This is a genomic window from Pseudoalteromonas sp. SMS1 (assembly GCF_021530565.1).
GTDB lineage: Bacteria > Pseudomonadota > Gammaproteobacteria > Enterobacterales > Alteromonadaceae > Pseudoalteromonas.
Window position 1 is genome coordinate 36,045 of the sequence record NZ_JAKGBI010000001.1, and the last position, 23,485, is coordinate 59,529.

Consider the following 23,485-nt stretch of genomic DNA (forward strand, 5'->3'; position numbering starts at 1 on the left):
AAAGGTGGCAGAGCCACCTTTTTACTGCGACTATTTTGAAATTCGATAAGTCATTGTCACGTTGTGGTAAGGTAAAAATCCGCGAATACCAATATGCCATGTTCCTGGCTTAGCATTTTGAATAGAACAGGATTCTTGACTTCCCCATTTGTAAGGGCGACAATCATATCTAAAGAAGCGCGGCTTTTTATTATTTCGTAAATATAAATCAGCCTCGCCAAGTCCATCAATTGACACTTCAAGATTAGAATAGCCCTCGGGTACTTCAAGCGAAAAACGCTGCCACCAGAACCAACCGAATAAGCCTTCAATTTTACCCTCAATAACCGGTAAAGTGTCTTCTGTTTGTAGCTCAATGATGATTGGGTCATGATCTGATGAGCGATAACTATGCCCTGCATACAATGACTGTTGATGTTTTTCTGATTTATACTCAACGTTATAATCTAGGGCAACGGGTTCGTCTGCATTGATGTGCCAATTTGATACAGCAACCACTTTATTCGCCATTGCTTCACTTGCGAATGCATGATCCAAGCTCCCTAAACGTCCCTTGAATACATACGAATAGCCATTATTTTTTGTCGTTAAGAATTCTGCTAGGTTCCTATAGCCTAAACCCTCAACCGTTTTGATCGGATCTTCCAACGCATAAGCATTAAAGTCACCTAAGATAATAGTGTCCTCATCTTCCACCGTAGTTGGTGACGTTTCTAACCAGCTATTAAGTACATTCACCGCATTGATACGCGTCTGGTTCCAGCAACCCTGTCCATCGTTTTGGTCTTGATCTAGCCCCTCGGCACTGCTACAACTGCCTTTAGAACGAAGGTGATTGATAACAACATTAAATACATCACCCGTTGTAACGTCTTCAAAACTTTGCATCACAGGTGGACGGTTACCATAATCAAATGGAACAGCATCAGTAAATGCGGGTACGCCAACCTCTTTTACTTTATTCGATCTATAAACAATCGCAGACATAATTGCGTCTGTACCAATTTGATCAACCTGAAAATCTACATACGCGTAATTATTTTCTGGGTCATTGTCATTTAAAGCATCGGTCAATTGCGCCAGTGCACTCAACTGGGAAAACCCATCATTTTCCATTTCAAGTAGGCCAATTACATCTGCATCCATATCGATCATGGCGCTGACTAATTTCGCTTTTTGACGTTGATATTCTTCAGCAGAGTCTGCACCGCGTGACGTTGGAAAACCCGCGCCAGCGCCATCACCGTTAAAGAAATTTAACACATTTGTACTAGCAATACGTAGGTTGCCTTCAATAGCGACTATTGGCTTTTCATTTCTGGGGTTGGTCTGTGTGAACTGTGGGGTGTTAACGGGATGAATACGATATTGACTATAAGCATATCCTATTGGGCCCTCAATCGCGCTAACCTTATCGCCAAGCCTGATAGTATTGTATGCATCTAGTTCTGGGGTAGGGTACGGGATAATTTCAGGGTTTTGTAACGTAGAACCATCATCCAATGTGAGTTCTTTAAGCTGATTATTTGCCTCTACAGCGTTTGCTTCTGCGCCTGGGTTCGCAATTTGAGTCCCCTGGTAAAGGCGCTCTGTACCAAGTTTGATTTCACCATATCGCTTTAAACCATACGTGTCATTCACTACCATTTCATTAGTGATGCTAACTAACATGCCTTCGAATGGCTCAAGTCCATTTGGCGCAGGCAGTGTAACGTCTAAACTAACAACCGCACCATTTCCACAACGCGCTATTCCGCTGACATTGTTTAGTTGGGTTTGACCATACACTTCTTTGACAGTTCCGCTGACTTTAATGATCTCACCTACACTGACCGGCGTTGCAGCATAATTTACGAAAATCCCTTCTGATGTGAGGTTATTATCATCTTGTTCTGCAGCTTCTTCTTGAACAAAGAATCCTTTTAATTGACCATCTTGTTGTAATGAAGCAGTTACAACACCTTGAATTTGAACTTGCTCATCGACCATTGGACTTGAAGCTGATTCACCTTGAATTTGATGAATAAATACATTCGACTCATCACAGACAAGCGATGGAGGCTCAACAGGTCCGCCCGAACTGTGTTTTCCAATATCTGAAAAATCATCTTTGTCCAAAGCAGTCCATTGCACCGAAGGAATAAACTCATCATTTATAATTGTATCACCTTCAATTATTGTGCTCGCCCTCAGTAAACTTTTGTCTTTTGTCGACACCCCCTGATCGCTCCATGCCGAACCTGGGTCATAACCGACTTGGCCCAAACTGTCGATAACAACGCCATTATGCTCTAACGTGACAGCATCATCACCGTTAAACCAACTACCATCCTTTTGTTGCTGTGCCTTCAGTCGCAATGCTTCACTCGCTCTTGCATGTACTACAACGTGTGTTGAGTCAGGGGCCAGGCTACCTTCAAGCGCGATTGTCATACCGGATGTGGTTTTGCCATTGAAGTAAAACTTCAAAGTATACTCACTTAAATCAAGCGCTGATTCAGACGTGTTAAAGAGCTCAATTGCTTTGTTGTAACTACTTCCTTCGACATATTCAGATACAATCAGTGAGGCATGTACTGGTGCCATCATACTCGCAATGGCCGTAGCCAATAGTGTTTTTTTTAACATAGTTATTTTCCATTTGCTCAAATTAGGCATAAATAAATTAATTTCCCAAACCAGACACTCTATATGAAAAATATTTCATTTGTAATATTTATGTACAATTTTTGGCAATAAATTCTAATGGAAGATTTGTTTTAACTTGAGTGTTTTTCTAGACTTTTATGTGATTTTACCTACATGATATGGTCAATAAAACTAAAGAAATCGCCTTAAATTAAGACTCTCGCGTTGAAAAAAGAGGGTAATGTAAATTTTTTGAAATATATTATAACAACTTTGCACACCCACATTGCGTTTATATTTTGACCAGCTATACCATCTAAGTTAATGTTTATATGTCAATTAATTTGACTAATTGATATACAGACTGAACTCAGGCAGCTGTCTGTATTTTGTTTAGGCGTTATGCCTGTAGAGAATGAAGTAACGCCTAAGTAATGCTGGCGCCACTTGCCAGCTTAACAACATGTAAAATCTACACATTAAAAGGAATATTTAATGAAAACACCAAAAACGTTGAAGTTAGGTGTGGTTGCCACCTGTCTGTATTGTAGCGGGGTTACTGCCCACATACCTCAAGTCCAAACTGACATTCACACTACTCACCAAGATCTCAATAAAACCATAAAAATGGCAGTGTACTGTACAGATAACCCAAACGCATTAAGACACGCTTTAAACAGAAGATATGCTGCAGAGAATGTTAAATTGGTAATTTCTGGGGAGTGCCAAGGCCCGCTCGAAATAACTCGAGACGGTATATCAATCGTCAACGACAGGGGTAGGTCAGGTTCATTACGCATCTTGCCAGATAGTGACGATGTAACCAGTGCTATTTTGGTTAAGACTAGCTCAGCGACACTAGAGAATTTTAATATTGATGTACCAGCCGGCGTTGTCGCTGTGACAGCACAAGCAAATGCGACCGTCGAACTTAAACATATAACGACCAACGCAAAAGCACTCGACGAGACCCCTTTTTACCAATTTGTCATAACAGACAACAGTACAGCATACTTATCACAACAATCGGGAAGCTCAGTAGGCGTATATAACAGCTCATACACGAGTTTTGTTGAAGACTGTGATCAAATAACGTTGGAAGTATACGACACCTCTTCGGGCTACTCTAAAAGTGAAAACCACTTTAAATCCGTGCAAGTTTCAGGAAACGGATATTTTTTGGGAGATGATGAAAGCCGTATCAATACATTAAAAATTTGGAGTAAAGGAGCAGCTGAGATTAATGATGAAAGTAGGGTGGGTGAGTTGCAAATGGGTGGCCAAAGCCTCTTTGCAGCATACAAACAGTCCGTAATATCAGGTCCATACTATTTATGGGGCAATGTGGTATTTGAACTTGAACACTCCAGTGCATACAACTGGGTAGCAGTGACTAAGCCGAATTCGATCATTCAAGGTCATAATGCCACGGTGAATGGTGAATTGTATCCTGATTGGAGTTGGGTGGGTCAGGCGAAAAAGCAGCCCTAAAAGAGTGAATAAAAGAGCCTAAAGGCTCTTTTATGTTGTATGACTAACCAAGGTAATCAATGTAAATACAGATTTTTGTACAGTGTTCGCTAAAAATTGGTGACGCTGTTATGACTGCGTTGTGTTCTTGTTCAAGCCAATCTTTACCTTTAAATAGAGCAATATCGCCATCGCACAATGTATTTACGTCTTGTTCATTGGGCTGCAAAATGGTCGGTGATATTTGATTTTTTTCTAACGGCGCATATTTAATAAACTGCTTTTCCACCCAACGCTCACCACTGCCACCCAATGTCGATACCATTTTGAGAATCCCTTTTTGCTCGTGAAAGGCTGGGCTCAAAGAGTAAAAGCATGGTAGTACCCTCAGGCCAATTTCATTTGGTTCAACCAGTGCCTGGAACATATCTAGCATTAACGCAACATGTTGATATAACAGATCACCATGAGACGTACTTTTGAACAAGCGTTCAACCTCTTCTAATAACGCCTCGTTAATTGGACCTTGATATTGAAATCCAGCTTCATTCGCTTTTTTAACATAACTTTGCGCGGCTTGCGTTGTTGCCCAACTAGAGGGAGCGCAATAACAAGTTAAAGCCGTATATGGATCATAAATATTTGAAAAAACACCTGCGACGTCATCAATGAGATATTTAGGACCATGTAACGACTCAATGGTCTGAGAAGTGTCAAACATAATAAGTATACTGTTATGTGATAATGTTGCAACAGTATCATTTAATTGCTCTTTACGGAAGGTTGCAGCGCAAATTTATTACGAATAAGAATTAATTGTATTTATAGAGGCGTAGTTTGCGCAATATTAACGCCCACACCATTTAGTGTGGGCATTAACGCAGTTAATCTATTTTAAAGTTATCCATCGTTCTTTGTAAGGTATCACTATTCAACTTCATATCTTCAAAAAGCTTTTTCAGTGCAATGGATGTTTCTAGCTCATCATTTGCGGCTTCTAACACTGAAGTTGTGCTGTTCGAAATATCCTGAGCAACTGTCGACTGTTGCTGTGCCGCGGTTGCAACAGACGTCGTCAGCTGTTCGACATTATTGCTGTGCTCACTGACTTGCATTGAAACCCCGCGTGTTTCTTCCACTTCTTTCATAATTTCATCAGCCAATTCAGTATTCGTTTTTATTGCATTGACGACACTTTGGCTAATGTCATTAAGATCACTCAGTAACGAGGAAATTTGTTCCGATGAATCTTTACTGTTGTTGGCAAGCCCGCGTACCTCATCGGCTACGACCGCAAAGCCTCGACCATGTTCGCCAGCTCTTGCTGCCTCAATAGCTGCGTTTAACGCTAATAAATTAGTTTGATCAGCCACACTGCGAATCGAATCTAGTATGGTGTTAATTTCACTGACCTGTTTTTCCATGTTGGCCGCCAACTGGTTTACATCGGCCATACTGCCTGAAAGCGTATTCATTGCATCCAAATTTCTTTGGTTATCCTCAAGTAACTTTTTGGACTCGTGATTTAATTGGTCACTCGCATTAAGAGTATCTGACGCTGACCGAGCAATTTCTTCACTGGTTGCAGCCATTTCCTCTATGGCAGTCGCGATACTAGATGCCATACTTTGAGTTCGCTGAGCATCCTCATTAACATGACTTGCTGCTTTATCCATTTGTTCACCTAAATGCGTGCCTACATTGATGGATTTGGACAAGCCCAACAGTAAATCTTTAAAGGCATATACGGTATTATGAATTGACTCCGAGATCTGCCCAAGTTCGTCACTGGTTTTGAGCCGAACATCTAGCGTTAAGTCGCCTTCACTGGCCACTTTTTCTAGTATGCCTGTTAAGTGATTCAACTCGTGTTTGAGCGATGTAACCAAATGCATATTAATCAAGACGATAATAGTCATTGCTACAAAAAACGTAACCGTTATAAACACACTTTGATTTGTTAAGTCTTGTTTCACTGCTGTGCTGTGCTTAACGGTTAAATCCCATTGGTTATCAAGTACTTTTTTTACCGCTACAATCTGTTGTGTCGCCTTAGGGAACCATTGGTCACTGTTAATTAGCGATTCGAAATTTGGGTTGTCTTCGTTTATGAGATAGTTGATAGTGCTATCTAACGCTTTGGCACGACTGTCAGACATGGCCTCTTTGTATAACCTCAACTGGTCCCCCTCAAGCGCAGCTTCTAGCTGTTCTTTTAAAACACCAAGTTGAGTTTGAAAATACGTCAATTCTCCCCGCACTTTAGGAGTAAGCTTCTTCTTGGCCAGTACGCCATTGACTTTACCTCGTAGCTGACCTTTACGCTCTTTACTCTTTGCCAAAAGGAACGCGAGTGATAATTTAGACGCCAGATCTCGATTGCTGATGTAAGCTTGCATTCTCGTTGCTGTGTCAATGGCCACCTGATTTAAGTGACTGTAGTATTTAAAGGCGTGTTGACCATTTTGTTGGTCTACCTCGCGCCGCAATGCCGCTTTCCCTTGCAGTTCGTTAAATAAAAAAGGTAGCCATTTTTTGACCTTTTCGTCATCAGCAAACTGACTATTTACCATATCCCTAACGTTCCTTTCGGATCGATCTGCCTTAATACGCTGCGCATCTACAAGCTGCTTCTTTTGAGTTGTTGGGCTGCCTAGATAACCAGCCGTTAAGCCACGCTCTATTGCGTGATGATGGGCTACTTTTTCTATCGCATCCAACAGTTTGATGTACTCTATATCCTGATTCGTAGAATTGAAGTCAGTCCAGTATTGTGTTGCTACCTTGGCAAGCAAAATAAAAATGAAAATAATCAGAGCGAGAGAGCTAATAATGGTAAGCTGCAAAATTGATAAGCGCTTAAGAAGGTGCATTTATTTCTCCTGGGCGTTAACCATAATGCACATGAATACAGCGATGTGCTGATAATTTTTCCTTCATTAAAAGATAGTCAAAATTTTCATTACTTTTTCATTTCTGTAGAAATTCTTATTCATTATTCTAAATAAAGAGTAGTCAATGAGTATAATTCTCAGGTGTTTAGCCCATGAGCACAAGTTTGTAAGATCGCGCACCAAACTTTGTTGTATAAAAGATACAATGCGATTTAATACTACAAATTGCATACAAGAAGTTCAGCAAGATATCGTCATGGCATTTTTCTTATCGCGATGAAATGGTAAATTACCAACTGGCCACGCTGAAATACGTGATCATGGCGTTGCGAAATTAGATTATTGAGCGTTTTAACTCAGCGCGTATATCAGTGTCACTTGCATTGTACGCAACACCAGAATTTATTCTTTATATTGTCGACAGTGACTTTTTACACCATTTTTCAGCTACGTCAGATGACGTACTAGTCTTGATTACAATCACAAGGCACAAGGGATATTGTCTGAACTTGACACTGACCTTGACCAATTTAATCAGTGATATTCCTAAGTAATTTTGATATATTGATGGCAAATAATAACATCAATTTTTACTGATGCTCATCAAGTTACTGTTTTGCGTATTTTGTCTAACTGCGCTGTCAACGCATGCACAGCCGCTTCAAGTGTCAGACGTCCAATTTATTGAAAATAAGCGGCATCTGCGACAAATACTGATTACCTTTAATCAGCCAATTGCACGTCATGGCGAGGTACCGACTCCACGTCAAATTGCCGCCATTAAACTAAACAAATCTATAAAAAAACACTGTCATTGGCGATACCATGACCTCAATAGGCTTAGTTGTGACTCCTACATACAAGCACCGTCGTATATCCCATTGCCTCTAACAATCACCACTCACTTTCATGGTGTCCATAAACAGTTAGGGGAGGAGTTTCAAAAAGTATGGACTAAAAGGCAATTTGATTTTGAACACGCAACGGTTGAGAAGCACACTTTTTCTGTTGTTGTTAACGCTTTTCATGAAGCCGACCAAAATGTTGCCCGAGCAATGCTTGGCAAGATGCTCTTTACATCTAACGGCGAGAAAATAGCACCGATCACCACTGAGCTGAACAATATGAGTAATGGACTCGCCAAGCTCAATTTTACTTTTGCTAACACCGTTGAATTTAATGAATTTAAAGCCTCACTCCCTAAGGGATTCAAAGCAACTGAACAGCACGTTACGACGACCGCGCCCATCGTCGTGTTCAACCAGCCAAGTATTTCTAACTCAGCAAAATTCTTAGGTCTATTCTGTCAGACAACATCACAGCAATACAAACGAATTAATAAGGGGTCATTTAAGACATGTGCGCCCGAACAGCTGGCGCTTGGTTTTTCCCATCCGCTAAAAAATAGGCGAGACCTGTCGACCATCGCTACTGATACACACGAAACCCATCCAGTAACTGTGAAACATGTAGTGACTGAACAAGCACTGTATTTTTATCATATCGCTTTGCGTGGGAATACGACGTATCAACTTGATTTATCACGCTTAACGACGGAGGCGGGCATACATTTCGACAATACGGGCTCACTCCTTAACTATCAAACAGACAAAGCCACCGCCCACTGGCGTATACAAAGTTATCTTGGAAAACAATTTGCTTCATCCGAAAAGGCACAGCTTACCCTTTACCACAAAAATGCATCAGATTTAGTAGTTCAGTATTTCGATGTCAACAACAGCCAAGGTTTACTCAGTTGGCTAAATAGCCCAGACAAATCAAATCTTCACAAACCATTGTCCGTTAATGTGAGTGATGACAATAAGCTACATATCACGCAGCTGCCTTCATCAACACTGTTAAATGACGAAAGTGGCATTGTGTTTTATGATCTGTCTGGTAACAGTGCGAGCACCCAATACAGTGCAGATTTGAACTACAAACACGCCACACCAGTGTCTACGGTATCTGATTTTGGTTTAAAGGTATTTATTAGCTCAGGTCTTGTCGTAACAGCATCGGATTTTAACACCCATTTCCCGATACGCGCTACGGTCAGCCTCATTTGTAAAAACATGGATAGCCCTGTATTTGTTGGAGAAACCGACGAGAAAGGTCATCTCTATATACCGCCAAAGGATTGGACTCGCATCGTAGATAACTATAGAGACAATTGTTGGTTGTGGGCGCAAAATGAACATAAAAAAGCAATGGTTGAAATTGACACACATAAGCCTAAGAAAACCAAAGGGGTTGTTGTTTTTAGTCAACCTATATACAAACCTAATAGCCCCATTGACTTTAGTTTACTCATTAAAAAACATACTGTGCAAGGCCTCATTACCGTGACTGATGACGTCCAGCTCTCGTTACATAAAGTTTCGGATAAAGCATTTGAACCGATAAAACTCAAAGCGAAGTCAGTGTCAAAGTTCGGTTTGCACCAGTTCAGTTTGCCAAGCGGGTTATCAGATGAAGGTGATTATTGGATTCAAGCCAAAAATGACACTGACGAAATCACAATAAGTGAATACATTAAGGTATCTGAGTTCATTCCACCTGAGTTGGTATTCTCATGGCGCCACCCACCTAGCGTCTCACAGTCACAATCGCTTGAAGTGATAGTGTCTGGCAAGACTTATAATGGCTTTCCAATTAAACAGTTTAACGGTGCATTAAAGTACAGTTATCAGAGTATGTATTCAACCCCTGAAGGTTGGCCATGGAGTTTCAATTATAATGATAGTAGCGAGCTTTCAGGCTTATCGAGAAGCGCGCGTACCGCAGAGTTATCTCTTTCAAATGGTAAAGGTACTTTCGAATTTGAGTTAGCACAGAACCTGCCACTCGTTACCGTGAATATGCACGGCACCGTCACATCGGAGTCAGGAGAAAGTACGTTCTACCGGGCGAGTATTCCCTATTTTTCAAGGGATCATTACATAGGTACCAAAGAAAAAAACCAAAGTTTGCGTGTTATCGCGTTAGACGAAACGGGTGAACAAGTTAATGAAAACACGGTAGTATATGTCGTATTAGAAGAACAAGAAAAACAAATGCTTTGTACTGGTGTAACGCCATACGATTGTAAAATTCCGCCACAATACACGGGGCGCTTAACATTCGAGGTTCAGAGTGTTGATTTCGACTATCGCTGGACTCGTACACATTATGTTTTCGCCGATGAACCGGACGAATCGCCAAGCTCATCGCCCTTTGTCATTAACGGAGATGACAATACCCAAGTAGGGGAGACGTATAAACTCGCGATTCAAGCGGGTCAAGCAGGTAGCGCCACAATCTTTATCAACGCAGGTGAATATCAGCAAGTTATCCAGACTGAGTTGAATCAAGGGCACAACACCATAGACATTGATGTCTCCCAAGAGCTGTTACCCGGTTTTAATGTCCACGTGTTTATGCCATTTGACACTCAACAGCAAGAAACAATAAAAAAACAGCACACAAAAGAAATGCACGAGATTTTTGAACGGCTTAAATCTCAATTCCAACATTTTCCAGCTAGCATTAATTACTTAGGTTTACCCAAAAAGCTTAGCCTCTTCGGTTCAATCGTAAGCAAAAGCATCTCTGTTTTGCCGTCAACTTCACTTGAGTTATCTGTATCTCATGACGATACAGTCAAACCAAATAGTGCTCTTTCCATCACCCTTAAAAGCAACCAAAATGCAGAGGTACAGATGTGGTTGGTTAATGACGCTTTATTTGATATTGCATACATACGACCACACGATATCAGCTTCCAAGCGCTCTATAATAGTCAATCATATGCATTGCCCTTTAATTCCTATTACAACCTAAAAGACTGGTCAGTGGACATGGATGGGCAATTGGATTCAACATTATTAAAAACATTTAATCTGGATGCACATTCTCATAACACGCATTTTCGTCACCGTGCGATGCCACCGTTACAACGCAATGCACAAACCAAAATGGCGCAGTCAATATGGTTGGATACGCTTGCCGTAAAACAAGGACAAGCAACAACCATCAACGTCTCTATGCCTCAATTAATTGGTCGATGGAGGTTATTTGCACTGGCAGTGAATGAAACAGGCAACACACGATACGAAGCGCAAATCACGACCTCATCAGATATTGAATATGCCTTATATGTACCAAAAAAGGTGTTTGATCGCGATAACGCAAAAGCTAGGCTGATAGTAACGAATCGCAGTAAAGCAGCAGTTTACGACAAAATAAACATCAAAATAAATGACGAACAAGTGGCCGTTCACACCATCAACTTGAACGAAGGTGAGCGCACCACCTTGGAAATACCCTTAAAAGACTTGTCTGCCACACAACATCATATCTTAGTCGAAAGTGAAATTGATCCCAGTCGAAGCCAGACTTCACGATTTGAAGTCATAGAAAGCAGCTACCGCTTTAAACGGACTTTTAAAATTGACCAACAATCTGCTCGGACAGTGTTTTTACCCAATGGTGAGCACATCAATCAAGGCCAAGTTATATCAACCAATAAAATGGCGCCAGACTGGCATGGGCTACTGGATTACCACAAAAGTTACCCCCATCACTGCTGGGAGCAAACGCTATCTAGAACACTGAGTGTGACGAGCAACCCAGTGAGCGATAGCGTCGATATGTCCTTAAAAAGCATGCTTAATGTTGGAAGTACTATCAATAGCACAAACCTAGGCTACCGTTATTTCGCAAGTTCCAGCGAGGACCCATTCTTAACAGCATATACCTTGTTGTCTCAACATTGGCTCAAAGACACAGATTATCATTTTGAAATAAAGGACACTTTGGTAACCGCATTAAAACACACCCTGATAGATTCTTGGGAGTACAAAATAAACCTCAGCTCATCTATGCACGTTCATGCAAACGATTGGTTGTTATGGGCTTTGGCTGAGCGTGGGCACCTAAGCCTGACAGAAGTCCGTAACATCAGAGATCGGGGCATGATAGATACCAAAAGTAATGTACTTCAGTTATTAGCCTTGAAAGCAGCAGGAGAAAAGCAGCTGCATATTGAACACGCACTAGAGCGGATAATAGGCGCTCAATACCGTGACAACAGTTACGCAGCTATCGGCTCAACTGAATCTAAGTGTCTTACGCTGTTATTGACAGAAAACTCGAAACTACAAAACGAGATTGCAAGGCAAGTAGTTGAGCGACAACTTGTAACCGGGCATTTTGGCAATACTTTAAATGATGCATTATGCACAAGAGCACTGCAAAACAGACCTTTCTCAGAACCGCTTTCAGCAACATTTGACCCGATTCATCGCAATGAATTTGTGACCGAGTATCGAATCAATACACAGGTAGAAGATGACTTTTATCTTCGTATTGAAACGAACAAACCCTTTGAAGATGACAAACGCCAATTCTCCGGGCTCGGCGTGACTAAAACGTATCAAGTTTTAAACGGAAGCGAATGGGTAGATGCAAAGGTAAGTGAAATCAAAGTCGGGCAACTGATTAAAGTAAGACTGTCCATATTTAGCCCAATAAACAGAGAACATGTGATGTTAAGCGACCGCCTTGCAAAAGGGCTCGTCGCTCTAAACCCTGCACATCGACAAAAGCAATACAGACAATGGCTAGGAAATATGGCTGAATCAGATCGTCCTATGATAAAAGAGATGGAAAAAATAACGTGGCATAGATACAAACTAAACGCGGGTAGGACAGTTTTCGAGTACCTAGCTGAAGCACGATTCAATGGTACATATATCTCGCCTGCTGCTAAGGTCGAGTTAATGTATGCACCTGAAATATTCGGTAGTTCAGGTGCTGATATATTGTCTTTGCATTAAACATGCGAACAAATTTACGTTTTAGTGTCGTCTTTGCGTTTATTTTTTTTACGCGTGTTTTCTAACTTGGCTCTCTGCGCTTTGCCGAATAAAAAAAGTAAGCAAATAACCAATATAACGAGCACAAGTGAAAAGCTTGCACTGTATGTCACATCTGCCATCTCAGCACGCCCTTTAAATTATGTCATTAAAAGATAGTGGTTCAAATAGCAAAAAGCGCGCGCTTTTTGCTATTTCTGCGTAGAAAAAGTTTACGCTTTTCCTGTCATTCTGTTGAGCGTATCGTCCTTATCTATAAAGTGATGCTTTAATGCGCCGGCTATATGCAAGAAAATAGCCGCACCCAAACAATAGCCGATCACCCAATGCGCGGTTTTCGCAATCACAAACACAGACTCGTTATAAGACACAATGTCATCATCGACAATATTTTCGCTGATTAAAGATATCCCAAAGACATCAAGGCCATAGCCACCAAAGCCGGAGTAAAGCATGCCGGTAACTGGCATCAATATCGTACCAATAAGGAGCACCCAGTGAATAATGTGTGACACTTTTTGTTCCCACACTTTATGGGCTTCATTTGTCGATGGAAACCCTTTAACCAAACGATAAATTACTCTTGGTAGTATCAGCAAAATAGCCAAAACGCCAAAACTTTTGTGGAGATCATACAACGCCCAAATTTCAAACGTCGCCATCACAAAACCAACAATAAGTAGACTCAACATCGTCAAGCCTACAAGCCAATGCAAACCTCGGGTCGCCAAAGTATATGTGTTATTTTTCATAGTTTATACCTGTATATATCCTTGGAATCTAATTTAAACTGAGTATATGGCAGTGTGAAGTAGTTAGGGACAAATGGATTAAATTTGGGCTGTATTGACAGACTCCTCCATTCGTCACAATGCTTAGCTATTGATTTATTTATGTATATTTTAGTTATTAAAATTAACTTAATAAATTCTAAGCTAAACTAACTTATCCACTTTGCCAATTCTTCCGGGCGGTAGATTGCCATTTTGTAAACTATGTGTAAAGTAAAATAAGGAGGGTTGGCCATTACAACATGGTCGAATGTCTGTTCAAGCAACGAAGAAATTCGCGGCGAGCACAGAGGGTATCATTCTATACATGCTCGCATTTTGCTGCGCTTGCTTTTACTTACCGGCACGGCTTCACCACTAGTCAAACGTACTTCCCCGTGTCCAGAACGGTAATTCTTAAGTGATTCAACTTTGTTTAAGTTTACTAAATAAGAACGATGGCACCTTAAGAAACGAACGTCGTCCAACATTGATTCAAGTTCTTTCAAAGTAAGCCTCACAAGGTGCACGGTAGTTGCGGTTTGTATTTCGAGATAGTTCCCACAGGCTTGAACAAAGTGGATGTCTTCTTGAGATATCTCTAGATTCGGATTCTTAAAGGATAGATTGTCACTTTTTTTCTCGGGCGATGAACAACTAATGTGACTTTTTTCTGTATTGTCGCTCACCATTAGATCTCGATGGGCCCCATTGTCCAGTTCTACTTGAACACAAGTTGAAGCACTCGACTCTGATTCCATTTTCAACTTCATTTTCCAGACAGTGGCGATAGCAAAAAATGCAATTACATGTTTATGCCAATTGAAGAAGAGGCTTTCCTGCCAGTGAATTTCCTCTAGGAAAACATCCATAGAGGTATTAATGAGTAAAGCTATCCCAATTGCATACAATCCGAAAACAACAAAATGCGGCAAGGGGTTTACACGTGAGCGCGATGTATTAAATGCATAACAAAGCGCGGGCGTCATTACGAGCCAAACGCCAAACTCTTTTAAAGACCAGCTAATTGAGGACAGCAAATCGACGCTTTCTTCGGCGATAAACACACTATGCACGGTGCAATTCAAGCAAATAGTAAAAATCACCACCAGCCAACCAAGTAAAATCAACTGATAGTCTTCCAAACGTTTCAGATTGTTAAAAATCGATTGCACCTTATTTTGCCCCTGCGTTAAAGCGCTACATCCAATAGCAATTATTTGCACAGGCCACAGTGTACATATTCATCGCATAGTTGCAATAATATTCATGGAATAAACTCAGACAAAAACGCTTACTGAGAAGACATAGAGTAAGCAAAAATATTGAGGTAACCACGCTTAGACACATCATGGTTACCACTATTTTAGGGATGGCTAAACAAAAAGGTTAGGCGCCTGACCAAATTTGCTCAAATTCGGAAACACTGTGTTTAATGCATTCTCATCCAATCCTAACCAACTACCAAGAGAGGCAGCATATTGGTCCACTGCCATGGTTGGGATAAGCCGACCGCTGCCAGCGTCTAATTCATGGTTGAACTCTGCTTGTGGTATGTCTCCAAAAATTGTACCACCATTAATTGCACCACCCATAACAAAGTGATGCGCTCCCCAGCCATGATCAGTACCGTCTCCATTAATGGCCAGTGTCCGACCGAAATCAGAGGCTGTAAAAAGCGTTACATTCTTACTTAAGCCCATACTCTCCATCGCTGTATTAAAAGCTGTCAACGCGCCATCGAGCGCTGTTTGCAGCCTTGGCAAGCTTCTTACTTGTTCTGAATGCGTGTCAAATCCCCCCATCGCAACGACAAAAATCTGTCTTTTAGTTTGAAGTTGATCCCGTATCGCAATTGCCTTAGTCACAGACTCTAACTGTCGTCCTAGCGGCGTTTTTGGAAAAGTCGGAATAGTCAGTGTTTGACCCGAGATCGCGCGATTGTACATGTCGTTGGCATCAAATGATTGACTCGTTTTGGTACTTACATCCTGTTGCAAAACATGATTCGTTTGGTGACCAAGTGCGCTGAAATGTGCTTGAACCTCATCATTGTCGGCAAACTGCTCAAGAACGTCGATGGTTGCGGCTTTACCATCTGTGACGTGATAGGGCGTCGTATTAGTGCCTGTTACTAACAGTCCAGCACTGGATGTGGTGACCGCTGAGAACGTATTTGCTTGCTGTGCGCCCGAACTAATCAATGCGTCATTGAGACGCCCGGCCCAGCCATACTGTGCTCCCTCTGCTTTGCCTGACATCCAGGTGCTTTGCTGATCATTATGTGAAAACAGCCTTGAGGGGAGCTTAGCAGTATCGGCTTTGATAGCACTCGCGGTAACAGGTTCTAGTAACGGCCCAACATTGCCGACAATGGATAATTTACCTGTTTGATACAAATTAGCGATACCAGCCATTTCTGGCGGCAGCGCAAACCGCCTAGTTAAAAATCTATCTGGCGTATTAATTGGAACCAACCCCGTCAAATCTCTTTTAGTTTGATACTGGCTTAAAAGGGGCTGTCTAATTTGAGCCCATTTATTATAACTGTCCGTATCATATGGAATGATGGTGTCATGATTATCCATTCCGCCGTATAGAAAAACACATACTAATGCTCGATACTCTTCGCTTTCGACTTGTGTATTTGCTAACACTTCGCCCATGTTTAAAATAGAAGAAGCAACAACACTAGCACTGGCTGATTTTAAGAATTTGCGTCTATTCATAGTATTAGGTCCTACTTTTGAACAAGGTAATCTGGCGAAGACATCACCATCAAGATGGCTAAATGTACGCGTGGTAGATAGCCATCTTCTTCGTCACTTGGAATTTGTGATAGGGCCGCACGTATATTTGCTTTCGTTTGCGTGCTCATTTGGTTTGCACACAGTAACAAGTCAAGATAATCCACCAATTTATCAGGTGTCTGCGCAATGTCTAATAGCGCCTGATAGTTTGGTTTAAAGCTCTGCAGTGCTTTTTGGAAATCGAAGTCGACACCAATTTCGTCAAATTCCTCTTTTAACTCGTCAATATCAGCTTCTTGTTGCTGTCCCATGACAAAGTACGTCATGAAATTGATGTAACCCGGAATAGAGCTCGCATTCATGATCTGTAGCTCTGGTGCGACAAGTCCTAGCTGTGCACTAGCAGTACCAGGCGCTTTGTATCCAGGTCGAAAATAATTAAACACGCTTGGTGAACGATAGGGGTGTTGGCCCAACGCGGCACTGGCACCTGTTTCCCATAACTGAGAAATATATTTAGGCTCGATGTTCTCTACGTTAAAGGCCCGCGCCCAATGGGTAAAGCGCAGTATGGGTTCTCTCACTTTTCCCCCAGTGGTTGGCGCCAACTGTCTCGCTTCTTGGTCAAACAAAATCGCTGCTAGAGTAGCCGCTAAATCACCTCTTTGCTGCTGTCCTACTGACGTTCCATCTGGCAATGTGTATCGCCCAGTCTCGAAAGCTGCAACAGTCCTAGATACATAATCGGCGCTTGGATTGGATGTGACCAGACGTTGTATTAATTGCTTGGTAACAAATGGCGCAAGATTAGCGTGGTTAAAGATATGATCTAACGCTTGTGTAATTGAAGCCTGCGCATCAGTCCCAGGAGCGATAGTGTTGCCTAAAAATGTTTTTTCTTTTTCAGAGTGAGACTCTGGAAAAATCTGCATTGGCATTGTGAATCGCGTATTGATAAGCTCTTCTGGATCATCTTCATTGAGATTCAATCCAGTAAACACACGCGCGAGACCGGTAATATCACTGTTATCATAGAGTTCTACAATGTCTCCTTCTGTATTTTGAACGACAGTACCGTCATGATTTAACGCGACCACACCAAGTGTGAACAATTGCAGAAGCTCACGGGCATAATTTTCGTCAGGCATCCTACCTGTTTGTTCATTGCCTTTTTCGTTGCCCATATATGTCAAGTAGTGTCCCATGGCGGGCGAGTAAGTGATGAGTTCTAATAGCGTACGGTAATTGCCAAATGCATTGGTGATCAATAAATCCTGATACGCCGCAACCGCTTCTGGAATATCCGTAAGCACTTCGCCCCCCGCATTCGATACCACCAGCAATTCTGACAGCGCAAATGCCATTCTTTGTCTTAACTGGTCTTCTCCTGCAATACTGTTGCGCCAAAAAGCCAAAGAAGTTTGTTCAATATGAAACAAGTTAAATTCATCGTCGGGATCATTGGGCGCTGCGGCAACAACAGCTGGTAACACCAAGCTCGCCGGCAGTGCCAACTGGTTTTTAAACCACTCAGATGCACTTGTTCCGTGTAGATTGACTATTTGCTGTGGAGTCACGCCAAAAGTCGCTTGTTGAACAAATCTCGATACGCGTTCAGGAGAGGAAAATGTATCATCGACCTGTGTTGGGCCATCAGAATCATCATTGTCGGCGTCCGGTTCGCCTTGATCTGAATCGCTGTTGTCAGTTTGACTGTTGTTATTGGCATTATCCTGACCTGAATGAGAGCTCTGATCAGCTGTATTATTGTTGTTAGCGAGATTACTATTGGCTTGTTCTCCACCCCCGTTTCCTCCACAACCCACTAAAAAGCTGAAGAATAAAGCAAAGACGTAGTGTTTATTCATACCATTTAATGTCATGATTTGGCCCCTTGGTTATTGTTTTCATTACAATAAGTGTAGAGCCAAATAGGCGGTTTGTGTTTTACACTTCCCATACAGAAACCATACAAAATTGTATGGTGAAACATGGTTATTTAGAAATTGGCACTTCGATGTTAAAAACCGCACCAGTTTGATTTGTGAGTAAGGTTAAATTTGCGCCATGCACCTGACAAATTGCTTGAACAATACTTAGCCCAAGCCCATTTCCTGGGCGACCCCTGCTAATATCGCCACGATAGAATCGGTCGAATACGTGAGGCTGATCAACCTCAGGTATACCTGGGCCATCGTCTCCAATTTGCAAAAGTGCTGAACCAGTGTGACTTTGTAGTCTCACCCAAACTTGCGCACCTGTGTCACTGTACTCAAGGGCGTTTTCGAGCAAATTACAGATCAGCTGGCTAATTAGGTCAGGATCACCAACACAGTAAACTTCGCTCACAGTAGATCGCACTAATGTACGGCCCGAGTCTTCAAAAACAGGCTCATAACTTTGCGCTAAGTCATCAATAAGATCCGATAAATTTATTTTGATAAACCGATCTTTATGTTGCCCCGATTCAATGCTATTGAGACGTACTAAATTATTAAAAGTTGAAATAACAGAATTTAAGTCACTGCTTGCATGCGTTAAGTGTGTTTCTATTAAACTCGGATCTGAAATGTCATGCTGCATACTTTGCAAACGGTTAGCAACTCGTGACAGGGGGGTTTTTAAATCATGTGCTATTCCCACAGACATTGTTTTCATCGTGCCATGCAGATCTGTGATGTCATCAAGCATCATATTAATACTGTTCGCAATATCATTTTCACGAGACTGTTTTTTTGATACGGGCAATCGCTTAGAATCTGGTGATTTTGCAATTTGTAAAAGGGTTGATTTAATTTGTGCTGTTTGTTTTTGTTGTTGAAAAATGCGAATTAATACGAGTGTAAATAGTCCGCCTAGCAACGGCAGCGAAACAAAAGCATACCACTGCAAAAAAGCACTCGAAACAAGAGTGGCTTCATAGCTTCTGGGTTGCAAGATAGTAACAAAAAGTGCGTCATCTAGATCGACACGCAGCGTCAGCAATTCAAACTCTTGATCACTACCAAGACTCAGCGTTTGCCATGTGGCGACATCGTCAGCATCAAATATCAATTCACTACCAAGCAACAAAACACCTGATTGCACAACTTTAAATAGGTTATCATGCTCATCTAAGCGCACCAAGCTTTCCGCTCTATTCCAAACTGGTCGCTGATCTAGTTCTAAGTCATCAAGTAGCCAGTCTAAACCATGTTCCTGGAACTGTTCCTTAATTTCGGTTGAGAATGCGTTGAGCTCTTCAACCTGAGATTGGCTGATAGAGTGAACTACAAAGCCGGCGCCTAGCGCAAAGAGTGAACTACTCAGGATAAACAACACACCCGTTATCACTAGTGCATTTACAAAATCATAGGGTTTTAAGTGTTTAATCATGATCTGACAGAATATATCCACAACCACGAATGGTTTTAATTAACTCAATGGTGAAGGGCTTATCAACTTTATTACGCAGACGGCTTACATGTGTCTGAACGAGGCTAGTTCTTGGATCAAAGTTAAACCCCCAGACTTTCTCTAACAACATCGTTTTCGTTACTAGCTGGCCTGGGTTCAGCATCAAGTATTCTAAAATTTGATACTCTTTTGGATTAAGATCCAATACTTGCCCTGACCGAGTTACTTTCCTGGCAGTGCGTTCGAGCACAAGGTCACCCACACTCAATGATAACGCTTCTTGCTTTAGGGGCGTTCTGCGTGTTAGTGCTTTTAAACGTGCGTAGAGTTCAGAAAAATCAAAAGGTTTAACTAAATAATCGTCCGCACCTGCATCAAGCCCGGCAACTCGATCGGTGGTTTCACCTAACGCCGTTAACATGATGATAGGCGTGGTTATGTTACTGCCTCGCAAAATTCGGACCGCGTCGATACCATCCATATTGGGCAATAACCTATCAAATATAATAACGTCAAATTCACTCGATGAAGCTTGCAACATTCCTTTTTGCGCTGATGTCACATGGTGTGCAATCTCACCATGTTGTTCCAAACCGCGCTTAATAAAGTCAGCTGTATCTACATCGTCTTCAACTATCAATACTTTCATTTCATCTTGAATCAGTGTTTTTATACAGTGTAACTGATAACAGCCTGAAACTGAGATACAATTTTGTATGAATTAACCAAACGAATAAGGCTAGCACGCCGCTAGCCTTTAGACACTTTAACTATACCGTTTACAATTTACTTGTATCGACTTTAAGTGAAAACAAGTGTGCTTTGATACTCGCATCAACACTGTTAGACTTTTTACCGCCTAAATGTTTGGCAAAAAAAGCTTCCATTGCAACGACTGTCGCCACTTTGTTGTTATGTTTTTTGAAACCATGACCTTCATCTTTAGCTAAAATATACTCAACATTTCGCCCCGTTCTGTGTAACTCTCTGGCGATATTATCTGACTCTATCTGAGTTACTCTTGGGTCATTCGCACCTTGAATAAGCATCAATGGCGTTTTTATTCTATCAACAAAATTGATAGGTGAGCGCGAGGCCATATCCTGTCTGTCCGACTCAATCAGAGGGTCACCTACCGCTTTAAACCAAGTGCCTAGGTAAGGGCGATAAACTTCAGGCCAAGACTCAACTAATGTGATTAAACTAGAAGGGCCAACATAGGAGATTGCAGCTTGGTATAAATCGGGTGTAAAGGTGGTGCCAGCTAATGCCGCATACCCCCCATAGGAAGCGCCCAAAATTCCCACTCGATCACCGTCTGCAATCCCTTTTTCTACCAAGTACTGCACACCATCGGTTAAATCCTGTTGCATCACACCCGTTCCCCAATTGCGCTCTCCTTGCATAGTAAAGCGTTTACCGAAACCCAAAGACCCTCTAAAGTTTGGTTGCAAAACGGCATATCCACGGTTTGCAAAAAAATGCGCAAATGGAACAAAGTAGTCGCTACTATACCCCCAATGATCTCTTGCCCAAGGACCACCATGCGGTAAAACAATTAAAGGTAAGTTGGTTTGCGTTTTGCGCGGCATCGTCAAGTAAGCTTGTATCAGCTGTCCATCTTTTGCCGTGTATGTGATACTCGTTCTGTCGCCCAATAGACTCGGATCGACTTTTGGTTTTTGGTTCAGTAAATCTATTAATGTCTTACTATCGGCTGCGTATACAAACTTGCGCTTAGGCCGATCAGGAGATGAAACTGAAATATGCCATTGGTTTTTCTCATGATCAATTTTGTTTACCAAGACATCTGCTTGATCATCAAAATTGCCATTTATATCCTCTAATATTGCTTTAGCCGTTTCTGTCAATGAGTAGTTTCTTAATCGGCCCCCATAGTAAGAAACAATGAGTGGCTGATTGTCTTTTCCAAAAACCACATGATGTAAGTCAGATTGCGCAAGAGGATCTGTGTGTGCCGTGCTTATTGCATTGGTATTCAAGTCAATCAACAGCAATTCTTGCTTATCTCTACCTTGAATATCTGCACTGATGTAGGCTGTATTGGCAGCTTTATCATAATGATAAAACTCAAACGTTTCACCTGGCTTTGTCGTCATGACTTCAAGCCACTTTTCATCTGAGGATTTTAACAATGTACTTGTGTTATCACGATTTAAATTTGCCCCCAGCACAACTAACCCATCATCACTTACCAGTTGCTCATTGAACCCAAATTCATTAACAAACACATTAACCATATTTTTGGTCGTCATATCCAAATGGAATAAGTCGATACGACCTCTATCTTGATGGTTTGCTGCAACAACTAATATATCGGGGTTACTGTTAAGTTGCGATTCAAAGCCGTAGTTCACATCATCGTAAGCTGTTAACTTGTCGATAGAAGGGGCTATGCTTAGATCGTGTTGGAAACTTAGCCTAAAAATTTGATTGTTTTCATTGCCTTCATGATCTCTAAAAATAAACACCTCATTTCTATTTTTAGACCAACGAAAACCATCAATACCATCCGCGTAATTCGTCAGTGGTAATGCCTGCTCCAACGAACCGTCACGTGGAACAACAAATAGATTCTGTGCCCCCTTATGAACCTTCATAAACGCAATCCATTGGTTGTCTTGTGATATTGACACACCATAAATTTCACTTTTATCAAATATTGCTTCAACTGGCACAAGTGCATGGGAATCAACAGGCGTTTGCGTCACGACTTGCTGAGTTGCATTTATAGGTGTGCCACAGCCTGAAAGTAATAGCCCTGAGCACATACCGATGCTAATAATCGACTTTTTAAACAATGAATATTTATTCGTCATAGTGAGATACTCCATAATCAACTTGAAAACATCATTACATGGATATTTATTATTGTAAAACGATAATTTTATATTTTTTTGCAGAAATTATTTTATGTGTTACCATTCCACTATCAGATTTAAGGAGTAAACAGGCCATGTCGCCGTATGCATATAAAGTTCAAAAGCTTAGTAAAACTACACGTCTGTTAATGCTGGCTATATCAGCCATCATACTAAGCTTCATGGGGTTTCAGCTGCTTGTTAACCAGCAAGTAAGCTACATTGATAGCAGACCATTTTTAGCGTTATGGGCAAGTGGAGAGGTTAGCCAACTTGTTCTTTTTCTTGCTTCTGTACCTGCGTTGCTTTTAGTAATCTTAAGCGTTTATTGGATGAACAAGCTGCTGCTGGAATTTCAAAGCGGCGATTTTTTTAGTCATACGTCTTTTCGTTGTTACATAGGGTTTGTCTGGACTAAGATTGGCGCTATCCTTTACGCGGCATTGCTTAATTTTGCTATGGGCATGTGGCATTCAGCACTTTACGAGTCTACGGAGCTCATTGTAAAAATAGAATTTGGTTATCTAACAACCCTGATTTTACTCGCCATTGTTGCCCATTTACTTAAAGCAGCAAAGGAAATCGAAGACGAAAACAAAGAGTTTATTTAAGCATGGAAATTATTGTGAACCTTGATGTGATGATGGCCATGCGTAAAGTATCTTCAAAAGAACTCGCCAAAGCCATAGGCATCACTGAAGCAAACCTATCTTTACTAAAACGCGGTAAAGTAAAAGGGGTTCGGTTTGAAACACTGGCAGCAATTTGTAACTACTTAGATTGCCAACCAGGAGATATCTTGGCCTTCAAGGCTGAGACGTAAATTGCGCTTTAACC

At 41.4% G+C, this 23,485-nt stretch carries 14 protein-coding genes; 4 read left to right on the plus strand and 10 right to left on the minus strand.

Annotated features, from left to right (window positions below):
* Positions 1-30 precede the first annotated feature (30 nt).
* Positions 31-2,628 (minus strand): ExeM/NucH family extracellular endonuclease, encoded by a 2,598-nt coding sequence (locus L1286_RS00155; RefSeq protein ID WP_235404865.1) that lies wholly within the window; start codon positions 2,626-2,628, stop codon positions 31-33.
* A 495-nt stretch (positions 2,629-3,123) separates the two neighbouring features.
* Between L1286_RS00155 and L1286_RS00160 the strand changes: the two genes are divergently transcribed.
* Complete coding sequence (locus L1286_RS00160) at positions 3,124-4,119, plus strand: hypothetical protein (protein WP_235404866.1); 996 nt, start codon at positions 3,124-3,126, stop codon at positions 4,117-4,119.
* 43 nt (positions 4,120-4,162) lie between these two features.
* Here L1286_RS00160 and L1286_RS00165 read toward each other — a convergent pair whose 3' ends face one another.
* Together L1286_RS00165 and L1286_RS00170 are read right to left on the minus strand one after the other, a co-directional pair.
* The gene (locus tag L1286_RS00165) at positions 4,163-4,819 is read right to left on the minus strand and encodes a DUF1826 domain-containing protein (RefSeq protein ID WP_235404867.1); all 657 of its coding nucleotides are present in this window, start codon (positions 4,817-4,819) and stop codon (positions 4,163-4,165) included.
* 163 nt (positions 4,820-4,982) lie between these two features.
* A complete protein-coding gene (locus tag L1286_RS00170) occupies positions 4,983-6,971 on the minus strand; it encodes a methyl-accepting chemotaxis protein (RefSeq protein ID WP_235404868.1) in 1,989 nt (662 codons plus the stop codon).
* Positions 6,972-7,657: 686 nt separating this feature from the next.
* On the opposite strand from L1286_RS00170, the gene L1286_RS24190 reads away from it, so the two are divergent.
* Entirely contained in the window at positions 7,658-12,811 is a 5,154-nt protein-coding gene (locus tag L1286_RS24190; RefSeq protein WP_235404869.1) for an alpha-2-macroglobulin family protein, read from the plus strand.
* A 251-nt stretch (positions 12,812-13,062) separates the two neighbouring features.
* Here L1286_RS24190 and L1286_RS00180 read toward each other — a convergent pair whose 3' ends face one another.
* The 7 genes from L1286_RS00180 to L1286_RS00210 all read right to left on the minus strand — a co-directional run bounded on the left by L1286_RS00180 (position 13,063) and on the right by L1286_RS00210 (position 22,606).
* The gene (locus tag L1286_RS00180; protein WP_235404870.1) at positions 13,063-13,602 is read right to left on the minus strand and encodes a cytochrome b; all 540 of its coding nucleotides are present in this window, start codon (positions 13,600-13,602) and stop codon (positions 13,063-13,065) included.
* Positions 13,603-13,937: 335 nt separating this feature from the next.
* The gene (locus tag L1286_RS24195; RefSeq protein WP_235404871.1) at positions 13,938-14,795 is read right to left on the minus strand and encodes a LytTR family DNA-binding domain-containing protein; all 858 of its coding nucleotides are present in this window, start codon (positions 14,793-14,795) and stop codon (positions 13,938-13,940) included.
* A 201-nt stretch (positions 14,796-14,996) separates the two neighbouring features.
* Entirely contained in the window at positions 14,997-16,349 is a 1,353-nt protein-coding gene (locus tag L1286_RS00190) for a DUF1501 domain-containing protein (protein WP_235404872.1), read from the minus strand.
* Between the two features lie 11 nt (positions 16,350-16,360).
* Entirely contained in the window at positions 16,361-18,253 is a 1,893-nt protein-coding gene (locus tag L1286_RS00195; protein ID WP_235404873.1) for a DUF1800 domain-containing protein, read from the minus strand.
* Between the two features lie 112 nt (positions 18,254-18,365).
* Positions 18,366-19,745: a sensor histidine kinase gene (locus L1286_RS00200; protein WP_235404874.1), complete on the minus strand. Its 1,380-nt coding sequence runs from the start codon at positions 19,743-19,745 to the stop codon at positions 18,366-18,368.
* Complete coding sequence (locus L1286_RS00205) at positions 19,738-20,415, minus strand: response regulator transcription factor (RefSeq protein WP_235404875.1); 678 nt, start codon at positions 20,413-20,415, stop codon at positions 19,738-19,740. Before L1286_RS00205 ends, L1286_RS00200 begins: the two co-directional genes overlap by 8 nt.
* A 130-nt stretch (positions 20,416-20,545) precedes the next feature.
* Positions 20,546-22,606, minus strand: coding sequence for a S9 family peptidase (locus L1286_RS00210; protein ID WP_235404876.1), 2,061 nt, complete (start codon positions 22,604-22,606; stop codon positions 20,546-20,548).
* Between the two features lie 38 nt (positions 22,607-22,644).
* Between L1286_RS00210 and L1286_RS00215 the strand changes: the two genes are divergently transcribed.
* Positions 22,645-23,259, plus strand: coding sequence for a DUF2975 domain-containing protein (locus L1286_RS00215; protein ID WP_235404877.1), 615 nt, complete (start codon positions 22,645-22,647; stop codon positions 23,257-23,259).
* Positions 23,260-23,261: 2 nt separating this feature from the next.
* Positions 23,262-23,471, plus strand: coding sequence for a helix-turn-helix domain-containing protein (locus tag L1286_RS00220; RefSeq protein ID WP_235404878.1), 210 nt, complete (start codon positions 23,262-23,264; stop codon positions 23,469-23,471).
* The last annotated feature ends 14 nt before the right edge of the window (positions 23,472-23,485 follow it).